The 17,962-nt window shown below is 37.5% G+C and carries 16 protein-coding genes and 2 pseudogenes; 16 read left to right on the top strand and 2 right to left on the bottom strand.

What is annotated here, in order from left to right; translation table 11 throughout:
* The 5 genes and pseudogenes from H7T98_RS09485 to tnpA form a co-directional block, all read left to right on the top strand.
* Window positions 1–762, top strand: a pseudogene (locus H7T98_RS09485) (DNA methyltransferase); the annotation flags it as partial.
* A gap of 21 nt (window positions 763–783) precedes the next feature.
* Window positions 784–3,426 (top strand): ATP-binding protein, encoded by a 2,643-nt coding sequence (locus H7T98_RS09490; protein WP_037599450.1) that lies wholly within the window; start codon window positions 784–786, stop codon window positions 3,424–3,426.
* Window positions 3,427–3,428: 2 nt separating this feature from the next.
* A complete protein-coding gene (locus tag H7T98_RS09495) occupies window positions 3,429–4,070 on the top strand; it encodes a hypothetical protein (RefSeq protein ID WP_037599448.1) in 642 nt (213 codons plus the stop codon).
* 5 nt (window positions 4,071–4,075) lie between these two features.
* Entirely contained in the window at window positions 4,076–4,693 is a 618-nt protein-coding gene (locus H7T98_RS09500) for an HNH endonuclease (RefSeq protein WP_037599446.1), read from the top strand.
* A gap of 166 nt (window positions 4,694–4,859) precedes the next feature.
* On the top strand, window positions 4,860–5,333 hold the full coding sequence (gene tnpA / locus H7T98_RS09505; RefSeq protein ID WP_201061769.1) for an IS200/IS605 family transposase: 474 nt from the start codon (window positions 4,860–4,862) through the stop codon (window positions 5,331–5,333).
* Between the two features lie 141 nt (window positions 5,334–5,474).
* Here the strand turns inward: tnpA and H7T98_RS09510 are convergent.
* Window positions 5,475–6,314: pseudogene (locus H7T98_RS09510) on the bottom strand (CHAP domain-containing protein).
* A gap of 108 nt (window positions 6,315–6,422) precedes the next feature.
* Between H7T98_RS09510 and H7T98_RS09515 the strand changes: the two are divergent.
* The 11 genes from H7T98_RS09515 to purB all read left to right on the top strand — a co-directional run bounded on the left by H7T98_RS09515 (window position 6,423) and on the right by purB (window position 15,289).
* Window positions 6,423–6,710 (top strand): hypothetical protein, encoded by a 288-nt coding sequence (locus tag H7T98_RS09515; RefSeq protein ID WP_037603816.1) that lies wholly within the window; start codon window positions 6,423–6,425, stop codon window positions 6,708–6,710.
* Complete coding sequence (locus H7T98_RS09520; protein ID WP_037603814.1) at window positions 6,694–7,023, top strand: type II toxin-antitoxin system RelE/ParE family toxin; 330 nt, start codon at window positions 6,694–6,696, stop codon at window positions 7,021–7,023. Before H7T98_RS09515 ends, H7T98_RS09520 begins: the two co-directional genes overlap by 17 nt.
* Window positions 7,024–7,597: 574 nt before the next feature.
* Window positions 7,598–8,860, top strand: a complete 1,263-nt coding sequence (purD, locus tag H7T98_RS09525) for a phosphoribosylamine--glycine ligase (protein WP_201061771.1) — start codon at window positions 7,598–7,600, stop codon at window positions 8,858–8,860.
* A 295-nt stretch (window positions 8,861–9,155) separates the two neighbouring features.
* Complete coding sequence (purE, locus tag H7T98_RS09530) at window positions 9,156–9,647, top strand: 5-(carboxyamino)imidazole ribonucleotide mutase (protein WP_006150912.1); 492 nt, start codon at window positions 9,156–9,158, stop codon at window positions 9,645–9,647.
* Window positions 9,634–10,725, top strand: coding sequence for a 5-(carboxyamino)imidazole ribonucleotide synthase (purK, locus tag H7T98_RS09535; RefSeq protein ID WP_201061773.1), 1,092 nt, complete (start codon window positions 9,634–9,636; stop codon window positions 10,723–10,725). The genes purE and purK overlap by 14 nt, the downstream gene beginning before the upstream one ends.
* Complete coding sequence (locus H7T98_RS09540) at window positions 10,726–11,676, top strand: ketopantoate reductase family protein (RefSeq protein WP_201061775.1); 951 nt, start codon at window positions 10,726–10,728, stop codon at window positions 11,674–11,676.
* A gap of 8 nt (window positions 11,677–11,684) precedes the next feature.
* Window positions 11,685–11,912, top strand: coding sequence for a phosphoribosylaminoimidazole carboxylase (locus tag H7T98_RS09545; RefSeq protein WP_201061776.1), 228 nt, complete (start codon window positions 11,685–11,687; stop codon window positions 11,910–11,912).
* A 112-nt stretch (window positions 11,913–12,024) separates the two neighbouring features.
* Window positions 12,025–12,837, top strand: a complete 813-nt coding sequence (locus H7T98_RS09550) for a hypothetical protein (protein ID WP_201061777.1) — start codon at window positions 12,025–12,027, stop codon at window positions 12,835–12,837.
* A gap of 2 nt (window positions 12,838–12,839) precedes the next feature.
* Window positions 12,840–13,241 (top strand): hypothetical protein, encoded by a 402-nt coding sequence (locus tag H7T98_RS09555; RefSeq protein WP_201061779.1) that lies wholly within the window; start codon window positions 12,840–12,842, stop codon window positions 13,239–13,241.
* A 5-nt stretch (window positions 13,242–13,246) separates the two neighbouring features.
* Entirely contained in the window at window positions 13,247–13,915 is a 669-nt protein-coding gene (locus H7T98_RS09560) for a hypothetical protein (protein WP_201061781.1), read from the top strand.
* 75 nt (window positions 13,916–13,990) lie between these two features.
* A complete protein-coding gene (gene purB, locus H7T98_RS09565; RefSeq protein WP_201061783.1) occupies window positions 13,991–15,289 on the top strand; it encodes an adenylosuccinate lyase in 1,299 nt (432 codons plus the stop codon).
* An 876-nt stretch (window positions 15,290–16,165) separates the two neighbouring features.
* Here the strand turns inward: purB and argS are convergent.
* A complete protein-coding gene (argS, locus tag H7T98_RS09570; RefSeq protein WP_201061785.1) occupies window positions 16,166–17,857 on the bottom strand; it encodes an arginine--tRNA ligase in 1,692 nt (563 codons plus the stop codon).
* Window positions 17,858–17,962: the final 105 nt, after the last annotated feature.

Here is a 17,962-nt window from a genome sequence, read left to right on the forward strand (position 1 = left end):
GAGTATAAGTATACGCATATTTTTGGAAATGTTTTGACATCGTCTGCAATTATTATTATTGATAAGAATGAGATAATTGATAAAATTTTTTATGATGATGTTGATAATGATAACAAGTTTGAAATTGATAAAAAAGAATTACAAACTCAGTGGTATTTTGAAGTTAATTCTCTAAAATATGAATCAAATATTAAGTTTGGGGATTTTTTCAAGGTGGCGAATAGTGTTGCAACTTTATTAAACAAAGTATTTATTATACCTAATGACTTAAGTGTTGAGGAAGAAGTAGTCAGACCAGCTGCTAGTCCAAGACAATTATCTAAAGGGATTACTGAAAAAATAATTTTTCCATATACTTATGATGAAGGTATTCTAAAGAAATATTCTACTGAAGAGTTTGAAAAAAACTTTCCGAAAGCTTATTCATATCTAAAAGATAACTTAGATGCTTTAAACAAGAGGAAATCAGACGGAGAATGGTTTGAATATGGAAGAAGTCAGGGGCTTCAATTTTTAAATCAAAAGAAATTAATGATTTCATCGGTGATAACAGAAAAAGTTCGAGTTTACGAGTTAGACGAAAAGACAATTCCCTATTCTGGTTTTTATATTATTCCAACTGGAGATAGAAATTTAAAGTTTGCTAAAGAAATTTTAGAGTCAGTAGAATTTTATGATTATCTTGAAACAAGAGCTATAAATGCGAGTGGGAAATCAATCCGTATATCTGTGAATGATATAAAAAATTATCCAATTAAGTAGTAGTGTGGAGGATTATAATATATGAGTAAAGAAATCTCTTTTAGTGTCAGTGCGAAAGCTGCGCGATTAATAGGGCGAGAAAATATAACAGATGTCAGCGGAGCCTTGACAGAATTAGTGAAAAATTCGTATGATGCAGATGCGGAATCAGTATTAATTAACTATGACATACCTTTTCCTATTATTGAGGAGGGACAAGATATAAGCGAAAATATCAATGTTCTATCTTCCAGAGATTTTGAGTTTTTAAAAAATGAACAATGTATAAAAATTGAGAATTCAACTATAAAAATAAATTTTTTTCATGATAAGGAGTCTGAAATAGATTCTGATGAGGAAAATAAAAAGCCGAAGTTAGAAGAGGGGGCTGAAACAGATTCCGATGAGAAAAATAAAAAACCAAACTTAGAAATTATTAAAGAAATTCTTTCTAAATATAACCATATTTATATTATTGATGATGGAACGGGAATGACAGGAGAGATTCTTTCTACAGTTTGGATGAATATAGGGACTAGTGATAAAGAGAAGAATACAACAAGTAAAAAAGGTAGGCAGAAAACAGGAGCAAAGGGGATTGGAAGGTTTGCTCTTGATAAGTTATCTACTGCTACTGAAGTCTATACTCGTCAAAAAGATGATTCTTTATATAGATGGAGTTTAAATTGGGAATTATTTGAAAACTCTGAGTTTATTGATGATGTAAAAGCAGAATTAGATATTATTGATGACAAGACTATGGGTCAGATTGCAGAAACATTTATCAAGTCGAATGATAATAGATTTATTGATTTTGAAAATAATTCTGGAACTATAATTCATTTGAATCCGATTAGAGATAATTGGTTTAATAGAGATTTTCGGAAAGTAAACAAAAATTTAAAAAGTATTAATCCACTGACTAGTACAGATCGTTTTGAAGTAAATGTATTGAACAATTATGACCCTAGTCTGGATTTTAAAACCTCCCAAGACCGTTTTGATAGAAAAAGATATGATTATAGAGTAAAGGCTGAGGTAAAGAATGGGGAGCTCAGTTTGCTTTTTGATAGAAATGAGCTTGATTTGTCATTGAAGACCATTGAAGTAACTAAAGGAGGTGAAAATTTTTCTATAGATCTAGATTCTGAATTTTGGAGCGACAGTGCTTTTCAAAAGGAATTAACAAATAAGTCTAGCTTTGATAGTAGCATAGAATATTCGTTTAAAATTTCAGATATCATAGATTCTAATAATTTCTCTATTAGAGATATTGAAAGTATTGGTAATTTTACTACAGAACTCTTCTTTCTAAAGAGCGCAGCAAGTTCTATACCTATTTTGAAAAGGTTCAATGCTACTGAAAGAAAAAAGTGGTCTGAAAATTTTTCGGGTATAAAAATATATAGGGATAACTTTAAAGTACGCCCGTATGGAGATGATGGCAGATATTTTGATTGGTTGAGTCTATCAGAGAGACAGCAGAAGAATCCAGGTGCACCAACTAATAAAGCTCCTTGGAGGGTTTTGCCGTATCAAATTTTTGGAGAAGTACTAATTTCTAGAGAAGGAAATCCAAATTTAACAGATAGTGCCAATCGAGAAAGTCTAGTAGAAAACAGAGAATATTCTCTACTGAGAGAAATATTATTATTTATTATTGAAAAATTTGAAGAAGATAGACAATATCCATTGCAGATATTAGGTAATCTGATTGATCGCCGCTATGAGAAAATTCGTTCAGAAAAGAAAAAAGCATTTATGAAAGATATCAAAAGAAATTTATCAGAAGGAAAAGGGGCCATTCCTGATGATAGGTCTAGTGATACTGATACTTCTATTGATAGTAAAAATAATTCAGAAGATGAGTGTAATACTGAATTTAAAGATAGCGATATAGAGCAGGCCTTAGACAGAATTACTGGTGAATTTGAACAGAGTGAAATAATGAATATACTTATGTCATTGAGTTCATCCGGTGTAATGGCTTCAACTTTTGCTCATGAGATAAACGGAGTAGCAACTGATTTAGGTACTCGTAATGACCATTTAAAGATGTGCATAGAATCAATATTACCTGAGAGTGATTATAGTGGTAAAAGTTTTTTGAACCCATATAAGTTGTTGAAAAACTATTCTGTAACTGATAGGTTATTGGCTGCATGGTTATCAGTGATTATTACTCCTCTTGAGAAAGAGTCAAGAGAAAATACTATTTTTAGCTTTGATTACGAATTACGCCATATAATACAATTGTGGAAACCATTACTAGATTCTAAATTTATATCAATATATGAAGATTTTACTGAATCAAAAATTACCCTCGACAATTTTAATCAATTAGATTTATTTTTAATTTTAAATAATTTTATTTTAAATTCAGCTTATTATTTGGAAGAGAAGGACTTTGGTGAAAGGCGAATAAATATTTCTCTTGTTGAAACACAAAATTCAATAATTCTTGAACTTTCAAATAATGGTAAAGAATTATCTGAGAGATATAAAACAAATCCTAACTACATTTTAAAACCAGGTATTACTACGAAGCCTGAAAATGAAGGAACTGGATTAGGTTTGTGGATTTTAAATGAAGCAGTGGAAAGAAATGGTGGCAGGACAGAAGTAATCGCGGATTTTGAAGGTTTCAAAATTAAGATAATATTTAGTAAACAAAAGGAGTTATAGTGGTGATAAATATTGGAATTGTTGAAGATAAGGAGTCTGAACTTGAGAATATAAAGAGGACTTTTTATAGTTTTTATAAAGAAAATTGTGATTTTCAGGATTATATCATTGATGAATATGGGAAAAAAGAAGAATTAGTTAATGAAATTTTAGATGATATCTCAAGTACTAGAATTGATGCACTAGTGGTAGACTATTTAATTTCTACAGAGGGTTTCAAGATTGAGGGAAATGAAATATATGAATCAGTAAAAAAACACATTCAAAATTTTCCTGTTGTTATTCTTACGCAATACGTTGACGATTCTCAAAAAAGTGAAATTATAGACCCTGATAAGGTTTATAGAAAAAGTATTTTTTTTGATATAAATACTCAAAAATCAAAAGATTCTTTGAAAAATATAGATATAAGTATAAGAAACTTTCAAAGACAAAAAGAAGAAATAGAGCAAAAAATTGTATACGAGCAACAGAAAATTAGAGATAGCGAAATCGATTCATCAGTTCTTATAAATCTATCCGAATTGGAGTTTAACTTAAATAAATATAGAGTTTCTGATAACGCAACTGAACTAGATAAATTGTTTGATATTAGTCAGTTAGAATGTGCAGTAAAACTTATAAAAGACCTAGGAGAACTATAATATTCATGGATAAAATTGGAGAGTTTCGACGTCATAAAATTATACGGACTTGTCAGAAAAAGTATAAAAGATATAAAAGCTATAAAAAATATTTAAAAAAAGATTTCGATAGCAAGTGTGCATATTGTAATGTTTCAGACGAGCAAATTACGACTCCATTTGAAGTAGACCATTTTGTGCCAAGTAAAATTTGTGAGGAATATAATAGGCATGATTTGATTACTGATTATAGTAATCTGATATACTCTTGCAAGAAATGTAACTTAGCCAAGAGCGACTTGTATAATGGGAGCAGAATCCCTGAAGAACTTTCTAATGATAGATTTTATAATCCTGTAGATGTTGATTATAATAATATATTTTACAGAAATATTATAGGCGGCATTGATTCGCAAGATATAAAAGGTCGAAATATGATTGTTGATTTAAAACTGTACCGAGTATTTCATAACTATGCTTGGATTTCAGAAGAACTGTTTAGAGTACGTTCTGAAATCGATTCTAAAATTGTTAAAATTCCAGTTGAAGATGAAAGGCGAATCAAATTATTAGAAGTTCAGAGAATCATAACTAATGAAGCTATAAAGTATAAGGAATTGTTTCAAAAAGTTTACAATAAGTGATTTTTTATCGCACCATACCCGTGATGCGGTTTTTGTCTCACGAAAACCACTAGCCGTGCTAGTGGTTCCGAAAAGCTTTTAGCGATGTATCAAAAAAGTCCCCCTAAAGTGTTATATTAGATAAGGTTTCCCGACCGCTAACTAATATACAAAAGGAGGACCCCTGATGAGACAGGATAATAATAGTTTAGCACATACTACATGGAATTGTAAGTATCATATTGTGTTCGCACCCAAATATCGACGTCAGATAATTTATGGGAAATACAAAGCAAGTATTGGTAAAATCTTACGATTATTATGCGAAAGAAAAGGTGTTGAAATTCATGAAGCAGAAGCTTGCCCAGATCATATTCACATGTTGGTGAGTATACCTCCGAAGTTAAGTATTTCCTCATTTATGGGATATTTAAAGGGCAAAAGTAGCTTAATGATATTTGATCGACACGCTAATTTAAAGTATAAATATGGGAATCGCAAATTTTGGTGTCGAGGCTTTTATGTTGATACGGTTGGGCGAAATCAGAAGCGAATTGAAGAATATATTCGTAATCAATTACAAGAAGACGTGATAGCAGATCAGCTCAGTCTTTTTGAGGAGTATGATCCGTTTACAGGTGAGAAGAATAAAAGAAAGTAGTTTTAAAGAGACCCGCTAGTCGGGTCAGCTAGCAAAGGTGGTGCTAAAGGGCAACCATTCGGTGGGCCTTTAGGCCTCGGCCAGTAGCAGAGGCTCTCCAGAATATAACAAAACAACCGTTCTCACGATTGTTCAATAGATTTAAACCTTTTCAAGGACAGACTGGGTTACCCAAGTCTTGCGATTTCCGATTTGGACGAGGATGCCATCGCTAGGTGGGTCAATGGCTAGCACTTTGAAGTTACCTGGAATAGTAAAGGTCTCACCAGGATTGAGGTACTGGTCTGAAGTTGGATTGCCTTGTCCATCAACTTCAAGAACAGGTCCAGGATCAACGATATTGTGTTTGGTTGGTGTGCCTCCTGCTAAATCTTGGCTGGTGATGTTATTTCCTACTATAGATGTTACACGGAAAGTACCTGTAAATCGGACAGTATCACCAATGTTGATAGAAGAGTTGGTTGTATTACTAGTCTGAGTTCCTGATTCAAGGTCTTTAAAGTGAATATAGCCGGATACTTGACTTTTATGGAAGCTACGTTTGTGGTATTTCTCAGGTCCTTGCCCCACATCGTAGTTGTACTCCTCAATCGTTACCTGATCTCCTTGAACGTCAGCAACCCAGGCTACATGCCCCATGTGACCGGCCCCGTTGACACCAGCTGAAAACCAAGCGATGCTCCCTACGGCAGGATTCATGTCGACACGGTAACCATTGGCACGTGCGATGCTTCCCCATGTAATGGCATTCCCATAGCCTACAGGTAGGTTGAAACCATTGGTGTTGCTGAGACGATAGGCTGCAAAGGATGTACACTGACGCCAGTACATGGTCTAAGGGTCTACTCCGAAGCCCCCATATTTCCAAGAGGAAGGGTAGTCATCTCCGAGGACAGCCGCCTGAGCAGAGGAGCTACACGAAACCGAAACAGTCGCTAGACAAGCTAGCGGTAAAAGACAATTAAGTAATTTTTTCTTCATTTTTAACCTCCACCTACCTATTCGTAGTTTTTCTGGAAAATGAATATAATTTGTCTATTTTCAAAAAACTATATATAATTATATAAAATAATATATAAGGAGTTAATTATGACTGTTGTAGAGAAGCGTGTTCAAGTAAATTTCCAAACTAACCCGATTTTGTTGGAAAGGGCAAGAAAAATTGTAAAGGCAAATAATTTAGATATGAGTAAATCGTTTAATTTGTTTTTGGAGACGATTGTTGCTACCGAGCAAATACCAGTAATGACGGAGGATGAATTGCTAAAAGAAAGACTGTTTAGGCAGCTTAAAGCTGAGGTAGCAGAGAGTGTAGCTGAGTATCAGGCGGGTAATATGATACCCCTTGAGGAGGTTAAGGATGAATACAACCTATAGTCTTTCACTCACTAAGCGTGCTCGCTCTTCTTTGAGAAGTATATATGACTACATTCGTGATGTACTTTCTAATGAAACAGCTGCCAAGAAGATGGTTTCGAAGCTTTTGCAAGGAATGGAAAGTTTGAAGACTTTTCCTGAGGCTGGTTTTAATGCAGATCAACGTTATGGTAAAAGAATCAATGACACATTTGAGACACGAGCACTTGTCGTTAAACGCTATGTCATACTTTATTTTATAGACGAAAGTAGAAAAGAGATTGTAGTCTCCCACATCTTTAGTTCTAAAAGCGACTATATCAAGTTGTTATAAAAAAATTAGTTCCGAGGTTTAAGGTATTTTATTTCAAATTTTAAATAAAGAGAGAACAAAAAATGATGAAAGCTAATATACAATACATAGATTTATTTGCGGGAGCTGGTGGCAGTCATTTATAAAAAAGGTTACCAACATTTATAGTTAAGGAATATCTTGTTTCTGAGAATAATTATCATCCAGCCTGGGGCTCGGTCCGTGACCAAGAGTCAATCGAAGCTGCTAATAAACATGGTTTGATAATAATATTTATAGGTGTTAGTCACTTTCGCCATTAAGAGTTTACGGAAATATCCAAAAAAATAGTTGTTTTTAGATACTTTAAGCCTCCCTTAAGCTGCTCAGTCTATACTATCATCAATCCTAAATAACTTTTTTCATTTTCATAATCTCCCAAGAGGCGGTCCAAGTGGCCGCCTTTTTTATGTTCAAATTTGGATACACACCCATATCTCCGAACAAATATGTTATAATGGTTATGTATAATTCGTGAAAATTGCTAATTTTTCCGAATGATTGTCGTTAACGGGCATTTGCCCCTAGTCTTATTTGATATTGAGGTATCTTTCAAATGAAACTTTTGGTTGTTGGTTCTGGTGGTCGTGAACATGCGATTGCCAAGAAATTATTGGAGTCTAAGGACGTTGAGCAAGTTTTCGTGGCTCCTGGTAATGACGGGATGACATTGGACGGTCTTGATTTGATTAATATCGGAATTTCCGAACATTCTAAGCTGATTGACTTCGCAAAAGCGAACGATATTGCTTGGACCTTTATCGGTCCAGATGATGCCCTTGCGGCTGGTATCGTGGATGATTTCAATGCAGCTGGTCTTAAGGCTTTTGGTCCGACCAAGGCTGCAGCTGAGCTTGAGTGGTCTAAGGATTTTGCTAAGGAAATCATGGTCAAATACGACGTTCCGACAGCAGCCTATGGCACCTTTTCAGATTTCGAGGAAGCAAAGGCCTACATCGAGGGAAAAGGCGCTCCAATCGTCGTCAAAGCAGACGGCTTGGCCCTTGGTAAAGGTGTCGTCGTTGCTGAAACGGTTGAGCAAGCAGTTGAAGCTGCTCACGAGATGCTTCTGGACAATAAATTCGGTGATTCAGGTGCGCGTGTGGTCATCGAGGAATTCCTTGACGGGGAAGAGTTCTCTCTCTTTGCCTTTGTCAATGGGGACAAGTTCTACATCATGCCTACGGCTCAGGACCACAAACGTGCTTATGATGGGGACAAGGGCCCTAACACTGGTGGGATGGGTGCCTATGCGCCGGTTCCTCACTTGTCACAGAGCGTGGTTGACACAGCGGTTGACACCATTGTCAAGCCAGTCCTTGAAGGTATGATTAAAGAAGGTCGTCCTTACACTGGTGTCCTTTACGCTGGTCTTATCTTGACAGCTGACGGCCCTAAAGTCATCGAGTTCAACTCACGTTTTGGCGATCCTGAAACGCAAATCATCTTACCTCGTTTGACTTCTGATTTTGCGCAAAATATCACTGACATTTTGGATGGTAAAGAGCCAACTATCACTTGGACGGATAAGGGTGTGACACTGGGTGTGGTTGTAGCCTCAAACGGCTACCCATTGGATTATGAAAAAGGTGTTAAGTTGCCGGCCAAGACAGAGGGTGACATCATCACTTACTATGCCGGTGCCAAATTCGCTGAAAATGGCCAAGACCTCCTCTCAAACGGAGGACGTGTTTACATGTTGGTCACAACAGCAGACACCGTCAAAGACGGCCAAAACATCATCTACAACGAACTCAACAAACAAAACACAGAAGGCCTCTTCTACCGTACGGATATCGGTAGCAAGGCGAATAAATAAAACTCTTTGAAAACCTTCGATTGACTGTGTTAAAGCTCCTTGATGAACTTTAGTTCTATCTTCGTCGCTTTGCCTTGTCACTCTATGATTTTCTTTGAGTTTTCGAATATCAATGCTATTTTAGGCGACGAAGTCGCCAATCCGATAATGGTCGCCGTGGTGAAAAGACCAGAACAGCATCTGTTCTGGTCGGGGGAAACTTTGAGACTTTAGGCTCAAAGTTTAGGAATGAAACCGAAGGTTTGCTTCCGTCCCCACCACCTAAGACCATTATCAAAAAAGAAAAGGAAAAATTATGACTAAACCAGTAATTTCCATTATCATGGGCTCAAAATCCGACTGGGCAACCATGCAAAAAGCCGCTGAAGTCCTCGACAACTTCGGTGTCGCTTACGAAAAGAAAGTTGTTTCCGCACACCGTACACCGGACCTCATGTTCAAACATGCCGAAGAAGCACGTAGCCGTGGCATCAAGGTCATCATCGCTGGTGCTGGTGGCGCTGCTCACTTGCCAGGTATGGTTGCTGCTAAAACAACCCTTCCAGTCATCGGTGTGCCAGTCAAATCACGAGCTCTTAGTGGCGTGGATTCGCTCTATTCTATCGTTCAGATGCCGGGTGGTGTACCTGTCGCAACCATGGCTATCGGTGAAGCTGGTGCGACTAACGCTGCCCTCTTTGCTCTCCGTCTCCTCTCAGTAGAAGACAAGGCCATTGCAGATGCGCTTGCTAACTTTGCTGAAGAACAAGGAAAAATCGCAGAGGAGTCTACAAATGAGCTCAACTAAAACCATTGGTATCATCGGTGGTGGCCAACTCGGTCAGATGATGGCTATCTCAGCTATCTACATGGGCCACAAGGTTATCACCCTTGATCCTGCAGCAGATTGCCCATCTTCTCGTGTGTCTGAGGTTATCGTGGCACCTTATGATGATGTGGACGCCCTTCGTCAGTTGGCAGACCGCTGTGATGTTCTCACTTATGAATTTGAAAATGTCGACGCTGACGGCCTTGACGCTGTTATCAAAGAAGGACAGCTCCCGCAAGGGACAGACCTGCTTCGCATTTCACAAAACCGTATCTTTGAGAAAGACTTCCTCTCAAACAAGGCTAAAGTAACCGTTGCCCCTTACAAGGTCGTGACATCTAGACTTGATTTGGAAGATATTGACCTTTCTAAAAAATATGTCCTCAAGACTGCGACAGGTGGTTACGATGGCCACGGTCAAAAAGTCATCACGTCAGCTGACGATTTAGAAGAGGCAAATGCCCTTGCTAACTCAGCTGAGTGTGTCTTGGAAGAGTTCGTTAACTTCGACCTTGAAATTTCGGTTATCGTGTCTGGTAATGGTAAGGACGTGACAGTTTTCCCAGTTCAGGAAAATATCCACCGCAACAACATTCTCTCTAAAACTATCGTGCCTGCCCGTATTTCTGATAGTCTGGCTGAGAAAGCTAAAGCTATGGCTGTGAAGATTGCTGAGCAACTTAACCTCTCTGGTACTCTCTGTGTAGAAATGTTTGCGACAGCTGATGACATCATTGTCAACGAAATCGCACCACGCCCACACAATTCAGGGCACTACTCAATCGAAGCCTGCGACTTTTCACAATTTGACACGCATATCTTAGGTGTTCTCGGTGCACCGCTTCCAGCCATCCACCTCCATGCACCTGCTGTCATGCTCAACGTCCTTGGCCAACACGTCGAAGCAGCTGAGCGTTATGTCACAGAAAATCCAAGCGCCCACCTCCACATGTATGGTAAACTAGAAGCGAAGCACAACCGCAAAATGGGGCATGTGACTTTGTTTAGTGATGAACCAGATAGTGTGGTTGAGTTCGGGAAAGGAATTGATTTTTAGGTGAGAATAGCAATCCTAGGACTCGGAGTTATCGGGACCACTTACGCCTACGCTTTTCAAAAGGTAGGTCATAAAGTAGAACACGTACTTAGAGATAGTAAGCGGAACAATGCTCCAAAATCTCTCTCAGTTGATTTGCTAGATGGTCGCTATCATTCCAAAGGTGAAAACAAACACGACACCTATGAGGTTCATGTGGCGGAAGCTGATTCGGAATATGATTTTATTTTTCTGAGTGTGCGTCATGGTTTTGTCAAAGAAGCTGTGGAAACCTTGCGAAAAAATAATATCAAAGGCACCCTCGTTTTCTTCTGCAATTTCTGGAATACTCGAAAAGAGGTCCAGGAGTGGGCAGAAGATTATGACTATATTCTAGCTTTTCCGACAGCAGGCGGTCATATGCAGGAGGACCATTTGGATGGTGTCTTGTTCGACCATTTAATGCTAGAAGGTGAGCAAAAAGCACAGATTTCTAACTATGCTGAGCTGACAGATTTATTGACTTCTGCAGATTTGAAGTGGGAAGTTCCTCATGATATGGTCGAGTGGATTTGGATTCACATGGCGATTAATGCGGGTGTTACTTCGACAGCTGCTCGTTCAGGAAATTTGGAAAATCCAGAAGAATTGGCTCTGAGCTTGATGAATAGTTCTTCGGAATTATCATTGGCCATCAAGTCCATTCGAGAGGCTTTGAAAGTTGTAGAAGCGCGTGGCGTGAATTTGAAGCTTTACAAAGCCGAACTCTTGCCATACAAAATTCCCGCTTGGATTGCAGGAAAAGCCATGAAAATCATGTTTGCGAAAAATGAGCTGACACGAAAAATTATGACCTTGCACAATGATAAACAGGACATCTTCTACTGTTGTCAAAGTGTCTATCAGACCGGTCAGGAGTTAGGTGTTGAGATGCCCATTCTTGAAGCAAGTATGAAGGGAATTTCGATTTAGGAGGTTTTATGATTCAACTCATCGTCAACGCATTTGTTGAAAAAGAGAAGACTGGAGCAGTCGTCGAAGTCTTGTATGCTAGTAGCGATCATGAAAAAGTGAAAGCTAAGTATGAAGAGCTAACGGCTCAATGTCCTGAAAACTATTTAGCCATCTATGATGTCCCGCTGGATACGGATTTGAATACACTGGATCATTATCCATCTGTGTGGATTGGGAAAGAGGAGTTTGAATAGTGAATTAAGTTTTGATAATATCTTTCTTATCTGAGGACGAATATGTCTGTTATAAATATTGAAATAAGTAACATAAGAATAAATCAATTATTGAAAGTGAGTTATAATTAGAATGAATGAGTTTAGTCAGTTTATTCCACAAAATATAGTAACTAAATTTAAACAATTCGAAGCTAAGATGAAAGATAATCTTCAAGAGTATGTAATGTTAAACAAAGCAATGAGGGGGTATAATCTTGAGGATATTCCTTATCCGAGTATATATTCTGGTGAGTTAATTTATTCTAAGGCGGCATTTTATTCTGGCAAGAAATCTCATTTTATAGATTTTAAAAATGCAAAGCTTCACTTTATTGAAGCCATCACAATGTTTGAGAGTTATATTAACTATTTAGCTGAAATTAATTTTAATAATTTTCCTAGGAAATTAGGCGAGTCACCTTTGGACTCCTCAAAGTTAATGATCTTAATCTATGAGTACGATCGTTCTGAGGATATTATCGAAAAAATTATTGAAGAAAAAGTTCGATCAATTTTTTATGGTAATCCTAAAAATATTTTTTTAAAGGATCCATGTAAGTTGGAATTAAAAAATTATTTTAATGATAATTATAAAGAAGAAATTACATATTTTTCGAATATAATTGCTAGAAGAAATGCCATAATCCACAATAATTCACGAGTTGATACAAAATTTTTAAAAGAATGTAAAAATTCAAATTATAATATAAATGAAAAAATTATTATAAGCGAAGAGTATTTATTGGCGACAATCTCCCTTCTTGTTGGTTTAGCTGGGGAAGTTACATCAATATATTTAGAAAATGTTTATAAATTTACTCCGAGAAAAACTTCGATTCTATATGATAGTACAAAAAAATTTAGAACTCTATGTAGAATAGGTGATTTGTTAAAGGTTTTATAGTTATGGAAATAGAAATTATAGATTCTTCTTTATCCGGTTACTCTGAGGATGCGAAGAATAATATTAAGGAAGCGATTGAAGAGTATTCAGAAATACTAATTGAAGAAACTGATAAGGTAGAAAAAACTCATAGGAGTAGAACATCTTCGAGCGTTAAAGAAGTAGTTGGAAGTCATGTTTTAGAGGCGAATTCTAATCTTAAAGAGAATTTTAGACAATCCAAACGAGATAAAATAATTATAGGAATACTTCAAGTACTTGCATCAATATTATCGATCGTAGTAGGATGTATGTGGGATAGTGATGCTAATAAAATTAATTTACCAATGTTTATTTTTATAATAGCTATCACTTTACTCATTTTATTTGCACAGTTTTATTACACTGTGTTAAAGGAGAGATAATGCTTATGAATAATAAAATATTTGATTACTTAGATGACGCGGCAGAGGAATATAAAAAATTATTATTGAAAAAACTTATAGAAGATTCTAGAGATGTAGGTGACATTACAGTAAATAACTTAGTAATTATAGATGAAAAAATAAAGGTTCCTTTACGTAATAAACTGGAGAATCGTTACAGTAGATTTCAACTATTAGGTCTATTATATGCTTTTAGTGGCTTAATGCTACTGTTATTTTCTTTTGTTTACAAATCGGATTATTTATATTCTAGAGATAGTATTTTTGTTATAACATCAATAGTGTTAATATTTTTAGGAGTATATATATATTTGTTTACACTTCTTTCTAAAAATTTAAAACTAAGAAGAAGATATAATTTGGAGAAAAGTAATGTTTCCCTTGATAGTCTTATTATTTCTCAATATAGAAGATTAGAATATATTTTGAAAGAGTGCATTCCGAATGCGCCAGAGAAATCAATACAAATAGCTTTGATGGAACTTAAGGATAAAAAAATTATTACGGAAGAAGAATTAATTTTTCTAAGAGATTTTATAGGGCTTAGGAATCATTTTGTACATTATAGAGACGATGCAGTAGATTATTATAATAGTTTCAAGGTGATTTTTCGTGCTGAGGAAGTAATTAATAGATTAGAAAAAGAGATTTAAACTAGTATTTTAATTGATTCTTTATTATTCTTGGTAAGAAATTTGAAGTAGAAAAAGAAAGGAAAATAAAACAACATGATCAACCGTTACTCTCGCCCTGAAATGGCGAACATTTGGACTGAAGAAAATAAATACCGTGCTTGGCTTGAGGTGGAAATCTTGGCTGACGAAGCATGGGCTGAATTGGGAGAAATTCCTAAGGAAGATGTGGCTTTGATTCGTGAAAAAGCGGATTTTGACATCGACCGTATTCTTGAAATCGAGCAGCAAACTCGTCACGATGTGGTTGCCTTCACACGTGCGGTTTCTGAGACTCTTGGTGAAGAGCGTAAGTGGGTTCACTATGGTTTGACTTCTACTGACGTGGTGGACACTGCCTATGGTTACCTCTACAAACAAGCCAACGACATCATTCGCAAGGATCTTGAAAACTTCCTCAACATCATCGCTGACAAAGCGAAAGAACACAAGTTCACTATCATGATGGGTCGGACCCACGGTGTGCACGCTGAACCGACAACTTTTGGTCTTAAATTGGCCACTTGGTACAGCGAAATGAAACGGAACATCGAGCGTTTCGAGCATGCGGCTGCTGGTGTGGAAGCTGGTAAGATTTCTGGTGCGGTTGGTAACTTTGCCAATATCCCACCATTCGTTGAAAAATATGTCTGCGACAAACTCGGTATCCGTGCTCAAGAAATCTCTACACAGGTGCTTCCTCGTGATCTTCACGCTGAGTACTTTGCAGTTCTTGCGAGCATCGCAACTTCTATCGAGCGTATGGCGACTGAAATTCGTGGTCTTCAAAAATCAGAACAACGTGAAGTGGAAGAGTTCTTTGCCAAAGGTCAAAAAGGGTCTTCAGCAATGCCTCACAAACGTAACCCAATCGGTTCTGAAAACATGACAGGTCTTGCGCGTGTGATCCGTGGTCACATGGTAACAGCTTATGAAAACGTAGCCCTTTGGCACGAACGGGATATCTCTCACTCATCAGCTGAGCGGATCATTGCACCAGACACAACCATCTTGATTGATTATATGCTCAATCGTTTCGGAAACATCGTTAAGAACTTGACAGTCTTCCCAGAAAACATGATCCGCAACATGAACTCTACATTTGGTTTGATCTTCAGCCAACGTGCTATGCTGACTTTGATTGAAAAAGGCATGACCCGTGAGCAAGCTTACGACCTTGTTCAACCAAAGACTGCCCAATCATGGGATAACCAAGTAGACTTCAAACCACTTCTTGAAGCAGATCCAGAGGTAACTTCTCGCCTCACCCAAGAAGAAATCGACGAGATCTTCAACCCTGTTTACTACACTAAACGTGTTGATGAAATCTTCGAACGCATCGGTTTGGGTGACTAATTGAAACAATACAGTAAAAAAGCAGGGCAGACCTGCTTTTTTTGATGGTGACATTTATGTCACTATTTTTGATTCCTTTTCAGCCTTATAATAGAGTCATCGCTAGAAAACTGTCAGGAAGGAGAAGTTAGCCATCTTAAAAGGACGATTTAACTGTTTACCGGAACTTAGTCTCTTAATAGTAAGTGTTTCTTATAATATCATCCGGATTATGAATGATATTGGAAGTATCAAAGCCCCCTCTTGGTTTTTAGATATGGATATTCCTAATGGTTCCTTATTATTACTTATTTTGCTTATTATTATAAAAAGTGATGTAAGATAATAACTTCTTAAGTTAACTTTAAGCTTATTAAGATATATTATAACCATCCTAATAAAGCAACTAGCTTTTGTGAGCTAGAGGTAAACATAATTTTTTCATAACAAATCTCCCCGAAGAAAGTCTAGAAATCTAGGCTTTTTTCTTGTTTTTGAGGTTTTATTAGGATGTTTTAAGAAAGTACTTGAAAACCCTTCCAAAACAAGGTAATATAGTTATATAAAGATTCTATTGGACAAGCGGTCACCTTGGAGGATTAGGAAGAAGAGGTTGGGAAGCCTGTACAATCGTATCTTTTCAGTGGTCTCTGGACTACTGTGAAAATCCCTTTGGGGATTTTTTTCTGCGATTTAAGGTTTCTTTAAGGTAGGGAGGTTATACTTTAAGCCTCCTAAATAACTTTTACTGAACCTTGTTCAGTAAGTCTCGTTGGCTTACACTTTTTGTAGAACAACGAACTTTTCTTTTTCATAATCTCCAAAAGAGCTCAACACCATGTGTTGGGTTCTTTTTTTGGTCACTAAAAAAACGCCCTTAGGCGTTTTAAATATAGCTTACATCTCGTCTGGAGCTTCAACACCGAGAAGGCGAAGGGCTTCTTTGAGGACTGTTGCTGTTGCGTAGCAAAGAGCCAAACGGCTGTCACGTTCTGGGCTTTCGTCCAAGATACGTGTATGGGCATAGTATTTGTTGAAGGCTTGGGCCAAGCTGATAGCAAATTTAGCAACGATAGATGGTTCAAAGTTATCTGATGCACGGTTGATGATACGTGGGAAGTCTTGGATGAGTTTGATGATTTCCCAGCTTTCAACGTCGTTTAGGCTGTATGTGGCATCTGCAGATGGCGTGAAGTCAGCCTTGCGCAAGATAGATTGGATACGAGCGTGTGCATATTGAACGTAAGGTCCAGTTTCCCCCTCGAAGGATACCATGGCATCAAGGTCGAAGTCATAACCATTCATGCGGTCTGTTTTAAGGTCGTAGAACTTGATAGCTCCGACACCAACAGCGTGGGCAACAGCTTCCTTGTTAGGCAAGTTTGGATTCTTAGCTTCGATTTGAGCTTGAGCACGATTAACAGCTTCAGCGATAGTTGGCTCAAGTAAGATAACGTTACCCTTACGAGTTGACAATTTCTTACCGTTCTTAGTTACAAGACCAAAGGCAACGTGAGTCATATCGTCAGACCAGTCGTAGCCCATTTCTTTAAGAACAGCTTTCAACTGTTTGAAGTGGGCAGATTGTTCATTACCAACCACATAGATGGCTTTGGCAAAGTCGTAAGTACGTTTACGGTAGAGGGCAGCAGCCAAGTCACGTGTGATGTAGAGTGTTGCACCATCTGATTTTTTGATGAGGGCTGGGTGTTCGATACCGTATTTTTCAAGGTTAACCACTTGGGCACCTTGAGATTCTTGGAGAAGTCCTTTTTCTGTCAAGATGTCAACGACTTCATCCATCTTATCATTGTAGAAAGCTTCACCGTTGTAGCTATCAAATGAAACACCAAGTTCATCATAGAGACGGTTGAATTCTACTAAGCTTTCGTCACGGAACCATTGCCAGAGGGCAGTTGCTTCCTCGTCACCAGCTTCCAATTTACGGAACCATTCACGAGCTTCTTCATCTACAGATGGGTCTTTTTCAGCTTCGGCATTGATACGCACATAAAGTTGAAGAAGTTCATTGATAGGGTTGGCTTTGACAGCTTCCTCGCTACCCCATTTCTTATAGGCAACAATCAGCATACCAAACTGTTTACCCCAGTCACCCAAGTGATTGATGCGGACTGGTTTGTAGCCTTGTTTAGCTACGATGTTGGCAAGAGCGTCAGCGATAACTGTTGAACGCAAGTGACCGATAGAGAAAGGTTTAGCGATGTTAGGGCTAGACATATCAAAGGCAATGTTACGTCCGTGACCGATGTTTTGGTCAGCGTAGTGGCTGCCTTGAGCGATGACTTGTCCAAGAACGTCCGCCGAGATTTTTGATTTATCAAGGAAGAAGTTGATGTAAGGACCAACAGCTTCAACTTTTTCAAAGTTTGAAGCATCAATTTTTTCAGCGATGTCTGCCGCAATCATTTGGGGAGCCTTGCGCAAGACTTTAGCCAATGAGAAGGCAGGAAAGGCGAGGTCTCCCATGTCAGCATTTTTAGGGGTTTCAAGCAGATTTTGAATGTTTTCTTGTTCCAATTCGGGAACAACTTTGGCAATTTCTGCTGCAGTGAGTTCTTTAGTATTCATAGGTACTCCATTTCAAAACTTGTCATTCATAACTATTTTACCATTATTTTAGTTAATAGGGTAGGGACAAGAAAGCATCTATTAGGAAGTATTCCATGAAAAAAT

This window comes from Streptococcus sp. 23.2 (assembly GCF_016648665.1).
GTDB lineage: Bacteria > Bacillota > Bacilli > Lactobacillales > Streptococcaceae > Streptococcus > Streptococcus salivarius_E.